We start from the raw sequence: 13,833 nt of genomic DNA, 5'->3' as shown, positions 1-13,833 counted from the left end.
CTACACCAGTCTGTAGGGAATGTGGTCGGTGTCTGGCGGCAGGCGCCAATGGTCGGGCTGATCGTAGGCATAGGCCTTGTCGACGAGGTTGAGCAGCACCGCCGTCTCCGCTCCGAGCGAAACAACACCGTGCCATATTCCGGGTGGAATGATGACGACCGCCGGGCGCAACGGGCCGATAATCTTGTGCCAGACGGCGCCGAAGGTCGGCGAGGCCTTGCGTCCGTCAAACAGCGAAATGCGAACGCTGCCGACGCAGCAGAACAGCCGGTCGGTGGTCACCGCGTGTGCATGCCAGCCAGTCACCGCGCCGGCATACAAGGTCCGTTGGAAGACCTGGCCGACCGGCTCCGAATCGAGCTCCCACTCCTCGCGAAAGATCTCGGTCAGATAGCCGGTGGAGGTTGCGACCGGCCTGATCTCCTTGACCCTCACGCCATCGATCGCCACCGGCTCGATGGGTATCCAGTCAGGCGTGACCACCTGGCCGTCAGCCGTTCCGGTCGCCATCCAGCCTGTCGGTTTTGTCCGGGTTTTTTCCGGCACGGATACTCCTCCCAATTCAGCGTGATGCGCCATTGGCCAGCACGGTCTGATACGAATTTGACCGGTCGCTGGCAAGTACGCGTCAATGTTTGCTGATAGCTTTCGACCTCACGGCACTTGATGTTTCCGACGCAATCGGAGGGCCGCATTGCCCAAAACATCGTTCCATCCTACCCAAGCCCGGACCGTCCGCCTGCTTTAATACCCCGGCCATTGGCCAGGACATTGCAATAGGCGCGGTGTCGGGCTCGCCTCTGCGGCGATTTTGGCCAGGGAAACGACATCGGACAGGGAAAGACATGGACATTTTCTTGATGGCGGCTTCGCTTGCGCTGGCTGGAATTATTGCCGGCATCTACGTCTCGGGCGTAATCCACGATTTTCGCATCGATGATCTTACCGCCGGCCAGTACATGGCCATGCATCAGATGGGCGACCGGACGTTTACCCGGGTGATGCCGGTCGTCAGGCTGACGACGCTGGTGCTGATCGCGGCGATGGCGATGTTTGCGGTCGATGCCGGCCTGCCGCGCATCCTGACCATCGTCGCCGCGGCGCTGGTGGTGATCGACATTGGCTTCGCCGTCAGCCGTCAGGTGCCGCTCAACAAACAGGTGCAGAGCTGGACGCCGGTGACCATCCCCGATGATTGGGCGCAGACCCGCGACAACTGGGCGGCCAACCACAATTTGCGCCTTGTGCTTGGACTGGCCGAATACGCCTGCTTGTTTGCCGCGGTCATCCTGACGCTCAGCCGGTGATTCAGTTTTCGCGGAACGCCGCGGCATGGGTCGGCACTCCTGCCGGCCGCCGCCGTTGAAAACAGGAGTATTGCCATGCTGCACCACGCTTCATTCAACGCCCGCGATCCGCAGGCCGTCGCCAGCGTCCTTGCCGAAATGCTTGTCGCCACCGCGGTTCGTGCGCCGTCGCCGCCATTTCCTGAGGGAGCATGGTTCGTCTGCCTCGGCGACGATTTCGGCTCGCTGATCGAAATCCTGCCGTGCGGCACGGTTCTGGACCAGCAAGCGCCGCTCGGCATCGGCTTCGACCCGAACATGCGCCTGCGCTCCGGCTCGCATGTGCTGCTCAGCACGCCCAATTCGACCGAAACCATCCAGGGCATTGCCGCCCGCATGGGCTGGCATAGCGAGCTGATCGATGCCCGCCTGTTCAAGGTGCTCAAGGTCTGGGTCGAGGACGAAACCCTGGTCGAATTCCTGACGCCCGAGATCGCACCGCTATACCGCGCGACATTCGCCTGGGGCGGCATGGCGACACTCGACGCCAAGCTGCGCGAGCTGGAGAGCCAGATGGCGGCAGCGCTTGCCGCCAAGGCGGCGAACCAGTCGGGCCGCAAGGATGAGCAACTGGCCGATACGATGAGTCCGTGAGCCCCGACGCCTTCCGATGAGAGCTCCTAGACGGCCGCCGAGGTCAACCGGCGCCGGTGTTGTCGCCGGCTTCCGCCTTCAGCCAGTTGATGAACGATCTGGCAGGCTCCCAGGCGGAGATGGACGGGTGGACGACGACGTAGTGGTTCCAGTTCGTCGGTATGTCCGTCGTCAGGAGGCGGACGAGCCTGCCGGTCCGCAAATCGCTCTCGACCAGCGACTTCCTCGCGATAGCGACGCCCAGACCGCTCGCCGCCGCTTCGACCGCCAACAAGGTGCCATTCAGATTCATGCCGTCGCCAACCGTATCCAGCGGCAGATTGTTTCTCTCGAACCAGTGGCGCCAATTGGCGCCGCTCTCGTCATTTTCGGCCGTCGTGTCGAGGATGCGGAACAGTCGCAGCACATCGTGCTGGTCTCTGACCGGGCCGTTGGCGGCGAGATAGTCGGGACTGACGACAGGAAAGATCGCATCTGCCATCAGCCATTCGGTCTCGACGGCCGGATAGTGTCCGCCGCCGAAGCGCAATGCGATGTCGACTGTTCGCTGCGAAAGGTCGACGACTGCAAGATCCGCATTGATGTCGATCTCTGTTTCGGGATGCTTTTTGCGAAACCTGTGCAGACGCGGGGCCAGCCAGCGCACGGCATGCGAAGGAATGGCGGTGACCCTCAGCCTCGTCCGCTCGTTGCGCGCGACACTCGCGATCGTGCTCTGGATTTCCAGCAGTGCGCGTCTCACGCCCGCGGACAATCTTTCGCCTTCAAGCGTTAGTTCGACGCGGCGGACATGGCGGGTGAACAGAAGCACGCCGAGATCGGCTTCGAGATCGGCGATGCGGTGGCTGAGCGCGCTTGGCGTAACATTCAGCTCATCGCCGGCGCGCTTGAAGCTGCCCAGCCGGGCAATGACCTCGAAAGCCCGAATGGATTCCAGTTGTGGAAGCCGTCTTGTCATCTGCCGTTACCCTATCCTGCCGCTGGGTTTCTTAGCATGAATGAACTAAGCTCATCCATAGCTTCGTAAATAGTCTTTTGTCCAAGTGCGCAAATCATTGTAGCCATCCACTGCCCCCCGATTGCCGCCGTCGGAATGAGAGGCCGTTCATGGAACGAGCCTCGACTACGAACGACAGTGAAATGAAGACAATCGCTTGGGAGTACCCCATGACTATTCGACCCCCCGAGTTTGCGCATGCGCGCTTTTCGACCGCCATGTGGCCGCGAGCGGAATGGCGAAACGTCTATTGCGACCTGTTGCGCCGGATGGTGACCGACATGGATTTTAACGTCACGGAGGAAAAGCTCTCCGTCGACGCGACCATCCTGCGGCTGCCGGGCGTCGGCATTGCCGATTCGAGGACCACCGCCTTCCGCACCATCCGTTCCCGCGCCATGGCCAAGGGGACCGATGATTACATTTTCTTCATGTGTCTGGAGGGCGCTGCCACCTTCTCGCATCTCGGCCGCGAGGTCAGCATCGAGGCCGGCCAGGCAATCCTTCTGTCCTCCTCTGATCCGCATGTGATCGAGCGGGCGATGTCGCATCATCTCTTCATCACCATCCCCAAGGCAGCGCTCGGGCCCATGGCTGCGAATGCGGATGCCGCCCTGATGACGCCGATGTCATGCGTGGGCGAAAAGTTCTTGCTGCTGACCAGCTATGTCCGTCTGCTGATGCAGGAGCCGAACCTGGCCGCGTCCGAATTGCGCTGGCTTGCCGCCAAGCACATACAGGACCTTGTCGCGGTCGTGGTCGGGGCAACGCAGGACGCCACCGAGGTCGCCGCAGGCCGCGGCATACGCGCCGCGCGGCTGCGCGCCATCAAAGCCGATATCGAAAGCAATCTGGCTTCCGGCGATGTCGGGTCGGACGCGCTGGCCGGGCGCCACCGCGTCAGCGCGCGCTATATCAGAAAGCTGTTCGAGGGTGAGGGTACCTCGCTGTCGCAGTTCGTGCTTGGCCGGCGGCTGGCGCTGGTTTGCAGCAAGCTATCCGACCTGCGCCTGGCACACCGCACCATCGGCGCCATCGCCTTCGACGCCGGCTTCGGCGATCTCTCGACCTTCAACCACGCCTTCCGCCGGCATTTCGGCATGACGCCTTCGGAAGCACGGCAGAGTGCGGCTGTGCACCGCGCCTCGCTGGAGCCCGGCGGCCGAACAGGCCACGCGCGGCAAAGCGCGACGGGTGTTGCGGCCGCATAACCTCAAAACAAAAGCCCGCAGGATCGCTCCCGCGGGCTTTTGGTCGCCTGAGATGGTGTCGCTTCGGGGGAAGCAAAAATCTGAGGAAGGCGGTCGCTTCTTAGGCGCCGCCGCCAGGAATGGGGGGCGCCAGCTTGCTGGCGCCTTTGATGATCTGGCTGAGGAAGTTCTGGTCCTTGCCGCCGGTCGGCGTGGTGCGCGAGATGAAGTCGAAAATCTTGCCGTCCTTCAGACCGTAATTGGCAATCTGGGTGACGCGCCCGTCCTCGCCAAAATAGACCGCGAGCACTTTCTGGTCGACCAGGCGCGGCTTGTCGAAAGCGACATAGCGCTTGCGCGTCTGCGAAATGTAATAGAACGCCTCATTGTCGAAGGTGGCTTTCGTCGATGGCGTGCCGAGCGCCAGAAGCACCTGTTCGCGGCTGGAGCCCACCGGCACCGAATCGACCGCCTGCTGGTCGATAACATAGCCCTGCGTCAGCGTCTCGCTAGGGTTAAGGTCGCCGAACATCTTGGACGAATTGCAGCCCGACAGCGCGGAAGCCACCAGCACCAGCGAAACCGCGGCGGTGGCCCCAGGCAGAAAAGTCGACTTGAATTTCAGCGCGCGCAACAACAACTCCATTAGCTGGCCGCAACTTGCGCTGGGCGGCAAAACCGGTAAACCAGCTTGCTTGCCGATGCAACAAGGCCCATTCAAACAATCGGTCCCCAGGAGACCACCCTCAATGTTCCAGCGCCTTTTTGGCCGCGAACGCAACGCCAACCGCGCTATCACCGAGGCGCTTTACGCACAAATCGTGGCGGCGGCGCGGCAGACCGTGTTTTATTCCCACTGGAATGTGCCGGATACGCCGCTCGGCCGTTTCGAGATGTTGTCGCTGCACATGTTCCTGTTTCAGCACCGGCTGCGCGGCGAAGAGGGCGTCGCGCAAGAGGTCGCGCAGGTGCTGATCGACGAGTTCTTTCTCGATGTCGAGCATTCGCTGCGGGAACTGGGCGTTGGCGATGTCGGCGTGCCCAAGCGCATGAAGAGGCTGGCCAAAATGTTCTACGGCCGTACCGCCGCCTATGACGACGCGCTGGGACGCAGCGACCGCGACGCGCTTGCTGCCGCCCTGGCGCGCAATGTCAGACCCGATGCCGGCGCCTGGCCGCAAGCCTTGCCGCTGGCGTCCTATGTAATCGATGCCGCCAGGCAGCTTGAAGCACAGCCGTCCGAATCGATCGTTTCCGGTGCCGTGGCGTTTCCCGTCGCGAAAGCGGAGTGAGGAGGGGAGACCAAGATGAAACATGTGGACACGCCTAGCCCGGTCTCATTCGCGGCCAATGTCGGCCGCCTGCCGCACAAAGGTTTGCAGGTGGTGATCGACGCCGACGCCGCGCAGCGCGCAATGCTTGCGCGCGAGCACGAGCTGCTTTCGGTCGAAAACTACCGTGCTGAGCTTTTGGTGGCGCCGTGGAAGCGCAATGGCGTCAAGGTCAGCGGCCGCGTCGAGGCTGATATCACCCAGGCCTGCATCGTCACCCTTGAGCCGGTCGCGGCCCATATCGACGAGGAGGTCGAGGCGCTGTTCTTGCCCGAACAATCCAAACTCGGACGGCAAGGTTTCGAAGGCGGCGGCGAGATCCTGCTCGACGCCGACGGGCCAGACGGCCCGGAAACATTCTCCGGCGACACGATCGACGTCGGCGCGCTCGCCGAACAGTTCTTCGGGCTGGCGATCGATCCCTATCCGCGCAAGGCAGGCGCCTCTCTCGATGCCGCCGGCCCGGACGAGCCCGTCGAGAATGAATTCCAGCAAAAGCTGCGATCCTTGCTTGGAAAATCCTAAAACACGAAGCGATTGGAGAAAAGCCGGTTGTGCGGCAGCCCAAAACCGCTATTTTCGCCGAACCTTCGCGAGCCCCCGAATTTCGCGAGTTTAGTATTTCTTTCGCGGGCCATGTGCCCTGGCCCAAGCTAGTGAGATAAAGACCGCGTGATCAGGATTTCCATCGATGCCATGGGTGGCGATCACGGGCCAAACGTGGTCATCCCGGCACTCATGACGGTCGCCGTCAGGCGTCCCGACATCCGCTTCGTCATATATGGGCGCGAGGAATTGGTGCGCCCCGAACTCGCCAAATTTCCCAAACTGGCCGAGGTCAGCGAGTTCCACCATTGCGAAGTCGCGGTCAGGATGGATGACAAGCCGAGCCAGGCGCTGCGCCACGGCCGCTGGAAGTCGTCGATGTGGAAGGCTGTCGAAGCAGTCAAGAGTGGCAGCGCGCAGGCCTGCATTTCGGCCGGCAATACCGGCGCGCTGATGGCGATGTCGAAGTTCTGCCTGCGCACGATGGCGACCATCGATCGTCCGGCGATCGCGGCGATCTGGCCCACGATGCGCGGCGAGAGCGTGGTGCTGGATGTCGGCGCCACCATCGGCGCCGATGCGCACCAGCTGATCGACTTTGCCATTCTCGGCACCGGCATGGCGCGCTCGGTGTTCGGCATCGACCGGCCGAAAGTCGGCCTGCTCAATGTCGGCGTCGAGGAGATCAAGGGACAGGAAGAGGTCAAGGAAGCCGGGCGCATGCTGCGCGAGGCCAACATGGCCTCGATGAATTATCATGGCTTCGTCGAGGGTGACGACATCGGCAAGGGCACGGTCGACGTGGTCGTCACCGAGGGCTTTGCCGGCAACATCGCGCTCAAGACGGCAGAAGGCACTGTGCGCCAGATCTCAGGCTATCTGCGCGCCGCGATGAACCGCACGCTGATGGCCAGGATCGGCTATGTCTTCGCCAGGGGCGCTTTTGACCGCCTGCGCGAAAAGCTCGATCCGGGCCGCTCCAATGGCGGTGTTTTCCTGGGTCTGAACGGCATCGTGGTAAAGAGCCATGGCGGCGCCGATTCGGACGGTTTCGCGGCGGCCATAGAGCTTGGCTACGACATGGTGCGCAACAATCTGATCGACCGCATCGAGGCCGATCTCGACCTGTTCCATGCGCGCAACCCGCATGCCCAGGCAAGCAGGAAATCCGACGCCACCGTCGACGAAAAGGAATAGGAAAGAGCTTTGATCAGATCAGTCGTGCGCGGCACCGGTGCTGCGCTGCCCCGCCGCATCATGAAGAATGCCGATTTCGAAGGCATGGTCGAGACCTCGGACGAGTGGATCGCCCAGCGCACCGGCATCCGCCAGCGTCATATCGCCGCCGATGACGAGACGACGGCGTCGCTGGGCGAGGCGGCGGCGCGCGCAGCGCTCGACAATGCTGGTCTTACGCCTGCCGACATCGACCTGATCGTGCTGGCGACCTCGACGCCCAACAACACCTTTCCGGCGACCGCCGTCGAGATCCAGAACCGGCTCGGCATGCATCACGGCTTTGCCTTCGACCTGCAGGCGGTGTGCTCGGGCTTCGTCTATGCGGTGACCACCGCCGACCTCTACATCAGAGGCGGCCTCGCCAAGCGCGTGCTGGTGATCGGCGCGGAGACCTTTTCGCGCATCCTCGACTGGAGCGACCGCTCGACCTGCGTGTTGTTCGGCGACGGCGCCGGCGCGCTGGTGCTGGAAGCGGATGAGGGCACCGGCGGCATTGCCGACCGTGGCGTGCTGGCGATGAGCCTGCGCTCCGACGGCGCCCACAAGGACAAGCTTTTCGTCGATGGCGGTCCCTCGACCACCGGCACGGTCGGCCATCTCAGGATGGAAGGCCGCGAGGTGTTCAAGCACGCCGTCGGCATGATCACCGACGTTATCGAGGCGACGTTTTCGCAGGCCGGCATAACCGCCGACGACCTCGACTGGTTCGTGCCGCATCAGGCCAATAAACGCATTATTGACGCTTCGGCCAAGAAGCTCGGGATTGCTGAGCAAAAGGTGGTGGTCACCGTCGATTTGCACGGTAACACCTCGGCTGCTTCCGTGCCGCTGGCGCTTTCGGTGGCTGTCGCCGACGGTCGCATCAAGAAGGGTGATCTCGTGCTCCTGGAAGCGATGGGCGGCGGCTTCACCTGGGGCGCGGTTCTCGTTCGCTGGTAAGTGCCGAACGGTCCGGTTTCGGTCCTTGACCTTGCCGGATCAATTACTTAGGCTCTGCCTTTACCTGTATCGATTTATGTTTTTTGAACTGATGGGACGGTCGCATGGGGGGAAAGACACTTACGCGCGCCGACCTTGCCGAAGCTGTTTACCGTAAGGTCGGCTTGTCACGCACTGAATCGGCAGAACTCGTCGAAGCGGTGCTGGACGAAATCTGTGAAGCCATCGTACGCGGCGAGACGGTGAAGCTGTCGTCCTTCGCCACCTTCCACGTCCGTTCCAAGAACGAACGCATCGGCCGCAATCCCAAGACCGGCGAGGAAGTGCCGATCCTGCCGCGCCGGGTGATGACCTTCAAGTCGTCGAACGTGCTGAAAAGCCGTATCCTGCGCTCGCACCAGAACAGCAAGGCCAAGGGCGGCAAATAGGTTCTGCCGCAGGCTTCGGTTGAAAACGCCGGGCCGTTTTGACGCCGGGCTTGAATATTGTTTCATAAACCGCTGAAATGATACCCGATTCGGCAGACTGGGCCGGATCGCCGTCCAGCGTGAGGATTTCGCCCATGGACAAGAGCCCCGACGCTTTCCGCACCATCAGCGAGGTCGCGGAGGATCTCGATCTGCCGCAGCACGTGCTGCGCTTCTGGGAAACCCGTTTCAACCAGATCAAGCCGATGAAGCGCGGCGGCGGCCGCCGCTACTACCGGCCACAGGATGTCGAACTGATCAAGGGCATCCGCCACATGCTCTACGACCAGGGTTACACGATCAAGGGCGTGCAGAAACTGCTGCGCGAGAACGGCAACCATTTCCTGGTCGCCATCGGCAATGGCGACATGGCTGCCGTCGAAGCGATCTCGCAGCGCAGGCAGGCCGATCAGGTGCCGCTGACGCCAGCCGCCCAGCCGCGCGGCATGGATGACGAGATGCTGGTTGGTCAGCCCAAAGTAAAACCCAGCCGCCGCTTTTTCGGCCTGGGCAAGACCGAGGAGGAAGGTCCGGTCCAGCCCGGCGCATCGAAACTGTCGCGCGACAACCGGGCCTTGCTGCAGGAGGCGCTGTTCGACCTCTTGGAGTGCAAGCGCCTGCTCGACCAGGTGCGCTAACCTTTCCGCTGCCCTCGGGCAAGCAGACCGGAACCGGTTCTGCGGCCATGCGTTTGGCCTTCTCTCAAAAGAAGGAAAAACAATCATGGTATCGCTTTCGACCCTCTCCGATCTCGATCTCGAAAAGCAGGTCGCGACCCTTTCCAAAGAGCTCGCCGCGTTGCGCAAAGTCGTGGCCAAACGCGGCGGTGCTTACTACGAGGACGGGCGCGATGCCGCTTCGGACTATTATGGGCAGCTTGCCGACCTTGTCAGCGATGCGCTGCCGGCGATCAGGAAGCAGGGCAGGGCGATCGAAAAGACGGCGCGCGATCGTCCGGCAACAGCCGCTGCTGTTGGGTTGGTCGTGGTTGGCCTTCTCGCCAGCTTGTTGCTCAGCCGGCGCTAAAACAATTCACGAAAACAAAAAGAAAATGGCGGCCGTCCCGCGGACGACCGCCATTTCCCTGATCTGCGGCCGATTACTTGGCGAGCTTGATCTTGGCCTGCGGCGAAACCTGCGCGGTCTGGCTGCACTTGCCATAGACAGTACCATTCTTGTCCGTGGCGTCGGTATAGGTGCCTTTGCACTCGATCGAGAGCACCAGGCAATGACCGGAGCCCTTGCAAACCGCGCCGCCGTCGCCCGTGGGATGCGTGCCGTTGGCGAAAGCCGAGGTCGGAACGGAAGCCGAACCGAAGGCCGAGACGATGAGGGCCGCGGCGAGCGTGATGCGCTTGAAGTTGGTCATTTGAGCATTTCCTTCTCTGGATCGAGGATCGCCACCATGGCGTTCTTCTATGTTGGGATCGCCTTCTCGGCGTCCATGCCGGTTAGTGCGGCCTCCAAAGCAAAGGTTCATGCGTGGTTCGAATTTTCTTCGCGTTTTTTCGCGACGTCGAATTTTAGCCTTCGCCAACGGACGGCGCTTGACGGGGCCGGCATCGATCATGCATTTTCGCGTGAAGGCCGCTGACGTAGCGGCGCGGCATCCCATGCGAAGGTCACACCGTGGCGTGCCCAAATGGCCGGCCAAGACCGAGTCCGCGCCCGGCTCTTGTCAGGTGGCGGCAGCAGTCATTGCCGCCACTTGGCACCGCGCTTTCTGCCACTCCCGGCTGCGACTATAACGCCAGTCCAAAGGTACCGGCGGAGGAGACGGGCGTGGTCGCAAATTACATCGACGAGTTCATCATGTTCTGCGCTGGGCTGTGGATGACAGGCGTTGGTTTTGGGCTGCTCCAAAGTCCTTTTCAGGCCCAGAAAGGTCAGCAGCCATGGTGGCTGCAGGTCGCGAAGCATTTCAAATGGATGGGACCGCTTTTGATTTTGATCGCAATAGTGCTCGCGTTCGCGGCGCCGTCCTAGCGGGTTCCGACAGCATTGAGAGACCCGTGGTGTCCTGCAACTGGCAACCGCTGTGTTGTCGGCCTTGCGCCTGATACGTTCGTTGGGGTGCGCTGTGGTTGCTCGCGTTCTGGCGCATCGGCGCCATCGAATCCTGCCTTCAGCTTTTCCACATGTCGTCTGGCAAAAACCAACGGGAAGGCGGCCTTGGCGAGGACTCCAGGGCCAGCCTTCCCGTTGGGCAAGTCGGCCGTGTCAGGCCTTCTTGGCCTCCACCTTGTTGTGGTGGCGTTGGTGATGGTGATGGCGGTGATGCTTGTTGTGATGATGATGATAGTGATGCTTCTTGTGCAGCGATGCTGCGTCGGCGCTGCTGGCGCCGATGAGGGGCAGAGAGACAGCCAGGGCAAAAGCCAGCCCGAGAGCCGACAGGAGGGACTTCTTCATGACTTCGTTTCCTTTTCTGCGCGGGCTGAATTTGACCGTCACCGAGCAAGATCGGTCCCGGTGAACCCCGCAGTCATGACTATCGCCTCCGAACTTTTCGACAGTTTTTCCGGACTGTAGAATTTTGTTTCTGGATTGTGTCTGGCGGCTTCGTCGGCAACTTACATCGGCGGAATGACGCCGTTGGTGCCGACAACGACCCGGCCCGCGGTCAGCTTGCCGTCGCTGCCGCGCTCGGCGTTGACGAACACCACAGCGCCAGGCTTGAGGTCGGCGGGCGTCGCCGGCGCGAAGGTCACCACCGGCGTCGTCTGCGGGATCGCGATCTGCTTTTTCTGGCCATTGTCGTAGGTCAGCGTCACCGTGCGACCTGCAATCTCGGTGACATCGGCGACCGTGCCGTTGGTCATCCGGCTGTTGGGCTCGAGATCCCACGGGCGGTCGCCTTCGCCGGCGCCCTTCAGCGCGGCCGGGAAGATCACCACCTCAAGCGCGCCGCTGCCGCCATCGGCCTTCGAAACAGAGGCAATGCCGAGGAAATCGCCTTGCTTGATATCCCCGGCATCCGCCTTGGCGACGCCGGAAATCTTCCACCCTTCAGCCAGCGCGATGGCGTCGGTAGCGCCTTCGCGGGTCTTCACCGTCAGCGTCGCTCCGGCAAAGGCGGTCACCGTGCCGCGAATGCGCACGGCCTCGGCGGCTTGCGCCGCGACCATGCTCGCGCCAGCGAGGCCTGAAATCGTGGCGAGCACGATGGCTGATGTCTTGAATGTCATGGATCTGATCCTCTTGGGAAAAGCTGGCCCGATGCGGCTTCCAGCAACATCAGGCTAACGCGCGAGCGGCGCAAAACCGCTGAACACTTCCGCGTGCGGCCCTTCAAAAGAACTTGATTGGGAGATCGGGGCGGAGATCCTATATGTCCCCTGGCGCCTGCGGTTTTGACGCCGGTTCACGAAGCTGTGACGGTCGGTTTGGGCCTTGGCAAATCGCCGTCAAGCGGGCATTGTCCCGGCTCTCAGGCAACACCCTATCATTTGATCCAAAACTCTTTAGCCCCATGGAGTTGCCAATGCCCCAAACTGCAAAACACGAACCCTTCTCCAGGCTGGCGGCCGACGTTGCGCTCGAGCACCCCGGCCTCAAAGCCATCCGGGAGACAAAGGGATACAGTATTGAAGAGCTTTCCCTGACCTGCGGTCTGTCGACCAGCGAGATTGCCGACATAGAGAGCGGCAAGGACACCGATCCGACGAAACTTCGCCGGATCGCCGCAGCATTGCAATTGCCGGAAACGGCCCTGATCGATGCCCCGGCGCCCACGGCGCCTGTGGAAAACCGGTCCGTTTCATAAACAACGGCCAAGCGTCGTTCAACAAGCCCGCCATGGTTTGCCCTGGCGGGCTTGTTGCATTCGCCCAACGGCGAATGTCACTTCTTGCTCGGATCGTCCGCCGGGTTGACGTAGGTGATTGCGAACGGCCCCTCGCCATGAACCTGGACGATCGTAGCGCTTGTCGCCCAGGCGTAATGGTTCATTCCCTGCGGGGCTACGCCGAAGCCGCCGGCGGTCAGTTCGATGCCTTTGGTCTCGTCGAGCTTGTCGCCCATGCCGATATGAAAATTGCCGGAAATCACCGTCACATACTCCGAGGTGGGATGGTTGTGCGCGGCAATTTTGTAGCCGGCCGGCAACTTCAACCGCAGCACGTAGATGCCATCCTTCGAGGGGTCCCCGGCGATGACAGCCATGTCCGCGCCGGCGGGCAGGACAGCAGGAGCAGGGCCCCATTTGATGGCGTCCGCGTTTATCGGCATGTCGTCGGCAAGCAGCGGCGCCGTCCCGATAAGCAGCAGCGCCAGAGCCGAGGCGAGCTTGAGCATGATGATCTCTCCGGTTGGTCGTGGGAGCACAGCATCAGCGCCGGCCCTGATCCATGGCGACCTACCAAGGCAGCAGCCCGAACACATCTCCCGCACGGGGGATGCGCCTTGCGTTGCTGACATGCGGCGCGACCCGCCTGGCCTGGTATCGCTGCAGCCGTCGAGGGGCGGGGAGGTTGCCGCCGACCGAGCGTGAAGCTATCCAGTGTGAACGCTAACCGTTTTCGAATGGGACAATGCCGAGATGAGCCTTGAATCCGTGCGCGCCTTCCTGGCTGCCCATGCGCCCGATGTCGAAGTGCTCGTCACCGAAGCGAGTTCCGCGACGGTGGCGCTGGCGGCTGAGGCGCATGGCGTGGAGCCGGCGCAGATCGCCAAGACCATCTGCCTGCGCGTCGGCGGTGAGACCATGCTGATCGTGGCCGGCGGCATGTCGAGGCTCGACAACCGCAAATTCAAGGACCGTTTCGGCGGCAAGCCGCGCATGCTTGACGCCGACGAGGTTGTCGCGATTACCAGCCATCCCGTCGGCGGCGTCTGCCCATTCGGCCTGCCGGCGCCGCTGCCGGTCTATTGCGACGTCTCGCTGCGCGCCTTCGATGAAGTCGTGCCCGCGGCCGGCGCCACCAACGCCGCTGTAAGGCTCAGCCCGCAGCGCATGGCACAGATTGTCGGCGCCGAATGGGTCGACGTCTGCCAAGGATGAATGTTGGTGATTTGAGAAGCAGGACCTTTGGGGGCAAGTCCTGTCTAAAAATGGTCGGAGTGGCCGGATTCGAACCGACGACCCCTTGACCCCCAGTCAAGTGCGCTACCGGGCTGCGCTACACTCCGGACCGCGCAAAGCCATATATTTTCAAGGGGTATGGTGCAAGCGCTAAAACGGCG

Annotated in this window: 21 protein-coding genes and 1 tRNA gene; 14 read left to right on the top strand and 8 right to left on the bottom strand. The window is 62.2% G+C overall.

The window, feature by feature from the left end; genetic code table 11:
* Positions 1-546: a dTDP-4-dehydrorhamnose 3,5-epimerase family protein gene (locus X771_RS142480; RefSeq protein WP_245259899.1), complete on the bottom strand. Its 546-nt coding sequence runs from the start codon at positions 544-546 to the stop codon at positions 1-3.
* A gap of 299 nt (positions 547-845) precedes the next feature.
* Between X771_RS142480 and X771_RS142485 the strand changes: the two genes are divergently transcribed.
* Both X771_RS142485 and X771_RS142490 read left to right on the top strand, forming a co-directional pair.
* Positions 846-1,307: an anthrone oxygenase family protein gene (locus tag X771_RS142485; RefSeq protein ID WP_023689499.1), complete on the top strand. Its 462-nt coding sequence runs from the start codon at positions 846-848 to the stop codon at positions 1,305-1,307.
* 75 nt (positions 1,308-1,382) lie between these two features.
* On the top strand, positions 1,383-1,940 hold the full coding sequence (locus tag X771_RS142490) for a hypothetical protein (protein ID WP_023682381.1): 558 nt from the start codon (positions 1,383-1,385) through the stop codon (positions 1,938-1,940).
* A gap of 43 nt (positions 1,941-1,983) precedes the next feature.
* Here the strand turns inward: X771_RS142490 and X771_RS142495 are convergent, their stop codons facing one another.
* Entirely contained in the window at positions 1,984-2,898 is a 915-nt protein-coding gene (locus X771_RS142495) for a LysR substrate-binding domain-containing protein (protein ID WP_023682380.1), read from the bottom strand.
* 209 nt (positions 2,899-3,107) lie between these two features.
* Here X771_RS142495 and X771_RS0134645 point away from each other — a divergent pair, with 209 nt between their 5' ends.
* Positions 3,108-4,148, top strand: coding sequence for a helix-turn-helix domain-containing protein (locus X771_RS0134645; protein WP_198025854.1), 1,041 nt, complete (start codon positions 3,108-3,110; stop codon positions 4,146-4,148).
* Between the two features lie 100 nt (positions 4,149-4,248).
* Here the strand turns inward: X771_RS0134645 and X771_RS142500 are convergent, their stop codons facing one another.
* Complete coding sequence (locus X771_RS142500; protein WP_023669368.1) at positions 4,249-4,761, bottom strand: outer membrane protein assembly factor BamE; 513 nt, start codon at positions 4,759-4,761, stop codon at positions 4,249-4,251.
* Positions 4,762-4,876: 115 nt separating this feature from the next.
* Here X771_RS142500 and X771_RS142505 point away from each other — a divergent pair, with 115 nt between their 5' ends.
* From X771_RS142505 to X771_RS142535, 7 genes are all read left to right on the top strand, one after another.
* Positions 4,877-5,419, top strand: coding sequence for a ubiquinol-cytochrome C chaperone family protein (locus X771_RS142505; protein WP_023689497.1), 543 nt, complete (start codon positions 4,877-4,879; stop codon positions 5,417-5,419).
* A 15-nt stretch (positions 5,420-5,434) separates the two neighbouring features.
* Positions 5,435-5,983: a DUF177 domain-containing protein gene (locus X771_RS142510; RefSeq protein ID WP_023669370.1), complete on the top strand. Its 549-nt coding sequence runs from the start codon at positions 5,435-5,437 to the stop codon at positions 5,981-5,983.
* A gap of 147 nt (positions 5,984-6,130) precedes the next feature.
* On the top strand, positions 6,131-7,201 hold the full coding sequence (gene plsX, locus X771_RS142515) for a phosphate acyltransferase PlsX (protein WP_023689496.1): 1,071 nt from the start codon (positions 6,131-6,133) through the stop codon (positions 7,199-7,201).
* Positions 7,202-7,210: 9 nt separating this feature from the next.
* Positions 7,211-8,182 (top strand): beta-ketoacyl-ACP synthase III, encoded by a 972-nt coding sequence (locus X771_RS142520; RefSeq protein WP_023689495.1) that lies wholly within the window; start codon positions 7,211-7,213, stop codon positions 8,180-8,182.
* A gap of 104 nt (positions 8,183-8,286) precedes the next feature.
* Positions 8,287-8,610 carry an integration host factor subunit alpha gene (locus tag X771_RS142525; RefSeq protein ID WP_006201891.1) on the top strand — a complete coding sequence of 108 codons (324 nt, stop codon included), beginning with the start codon at positions 8,287-8,289 and terminating at the stop codon, positions 8,608-8,610.
* Between the two features lie 134 nt (positions 8,611-8,744).
* Complete coding sequence (locus tag X771_RS142530) at positions 8,745-9,287, top strand: MerR family transcriptional regulator (RefSeq protein WP_023669374.1); 543 nt, start codon at positions 8,745-8,747, stop codon at positions 9,285-9,287.
* A gap of 85 nt (positions 9,288-9,372) precedes the next feature.
* Complete coding sequence (locus X771_RS142535; RefSeq protein WP_023669375.1) at positions 9,373-9,675, top strand: hypothetical protein; 303 nt, start codon at positions 9,373-9,375, stop codon at positions 9,673-9,675.
* 73 nt (positions 9,676-9,748) lie between these two features.
* On the opposite strand, the gene X771_RS142540 is transcribed toward X771_RS142535, so the two are convergent.
* Positions 9,749-10,018 (bottom strand): hypothetical protein, encoded by a 270-nt coding sequence (locus X771_RS142540; RefSeq protein WP_023669376.1) that lies wholly within the window; start codon positions 10,016-10,018, stop codon positions 9,749-9,751.
* Between the two features lie 36 nt (positions 10,019-10,054).
* Here X771_RS142540 and X771_RS142545 point away from each other — a divergent pair, with 36 nt between their 5' ends.
* Positions 10,055-10,243 carry a hypothetical protein gene (locus X771_RS142545; protein WP_023689494.1) on the top strand — a complete coding sequence of 63 codons (189 nt, stop codon included), beginning with the start codon at positions 10,055-10,057 and terminating at the stop codon, positions 10,241-10,243.
* A 188-nt stretch (positions 10,244-10,431) separates the two neighbouring features.
* Positions 10,432-10,635: a hypothetical protein gene (locus tag X771_RS142550; protein ID WP_023669377.1), complete on the top strand. Its 204-nt coding sequence runs from the start codon at positions 10,432-10,434 to the stop codon at positions 10,633-10,635.
* Between the two features lie 234 nt (positions 10,636-10,869).
* Here the strand turns inward: X771_RS142550 and X771_RS142555 are convergent, their stop codons facing one another.
* A complete protein-coding gene (locus X771_RS142555) occupies positions 10,870-11,061 on the bottom strand; it encodes a hypothetical protein (RefSeq protein ID WP_023689493.1) in 192 nt (63 codons plus the stop codon).
* 161 nt (positions 11,062-11,222) lie between these two features.
* Complete coding sequence (locus X771_RS142560; RefSeq protein ID WP_023669379.1) at positions 11,223-11,837, bottom strand: hypothetical protein; 615 nt, start codon at positions 11,835-11,837, stop codon at positions 11,223-11,225.
* A 296-nt stretch (positions 11,838-12,133) separates the two neighbouring features.
* Here X771_RS142560 and X771_RS142565 point away from each other — a divergent pair, with 296 nt between their 5' ends.
* The gene (locus tag X771_RS142565) at positions 12,134-12,415 is read left to right on the top strand and encodes a helix-turn-helix transcriptional regulator (RefSeq protein ID WP_023689492.1); all 282 of its coding nucleotides are present in this window, start codon (positions 12,134-12,136) and stop codon (positions 12,413-12,415) included.
* 77 nt (positions 12,416-12,492) lie between these two features.
* Here X771_RS142565 and X771_RS142570 read toward each other — a convergent pair whose 3' ends face one another.
* A complete protein-coding gene (locus X771_RS142570; RefSeq protein ID WP_023689491.1) occupies positions 12,493-12,945 on the bottom strand; it encodes a cupin domain-containing protein in 453 nt (150 codons plus the stop codon).
* Between the two features lie 244 nt (positions 12,946-13,189).
* Between X771_RS142570 and X771_RS142575 the strand changes: the two genes are divergently transcribed.
* Positions 13,190-13,651 carry a YbaK/EbsC family protein gene (locus X771_RS142575; protein WP_023689490.1) on the top strand — a complete coding sequence of 154 codons (462 nt, stop codon included), beginning with the start codon at positions 13,190-13,192 and terminating at the stop codon, positions 13,649-13,651.
* A gap of 51 nt (positions 13,652-13,702) precedes the next feature.
* Here X771_RS142575 and X771_RS142580 read toward each other — a convergent pair.
* Positions 13,703-13,779: transfer RNA gene (locus tag X771_RS142580), tRNA-Pro, on the bottom strand.
* Between the last annotated feature and the right edge of the window lie 54 nt (positions 13,780-13,833).

Origin of the sequence: Mesorhizobium sp. LSJC269B00 (assembly GCF_000502815.1) — a bacterium.
GTDB lineage: Bacteria > Pseudomonadota > Alphaproteobacteria > Rhizobiales > Rhizobiaceae > Mesorhizobium.
The sequence above is the reverse complement of the archived record's forward strand: the minus strand, read 5'-3'. Positions and strand labels throughout refer to the sequence as shown.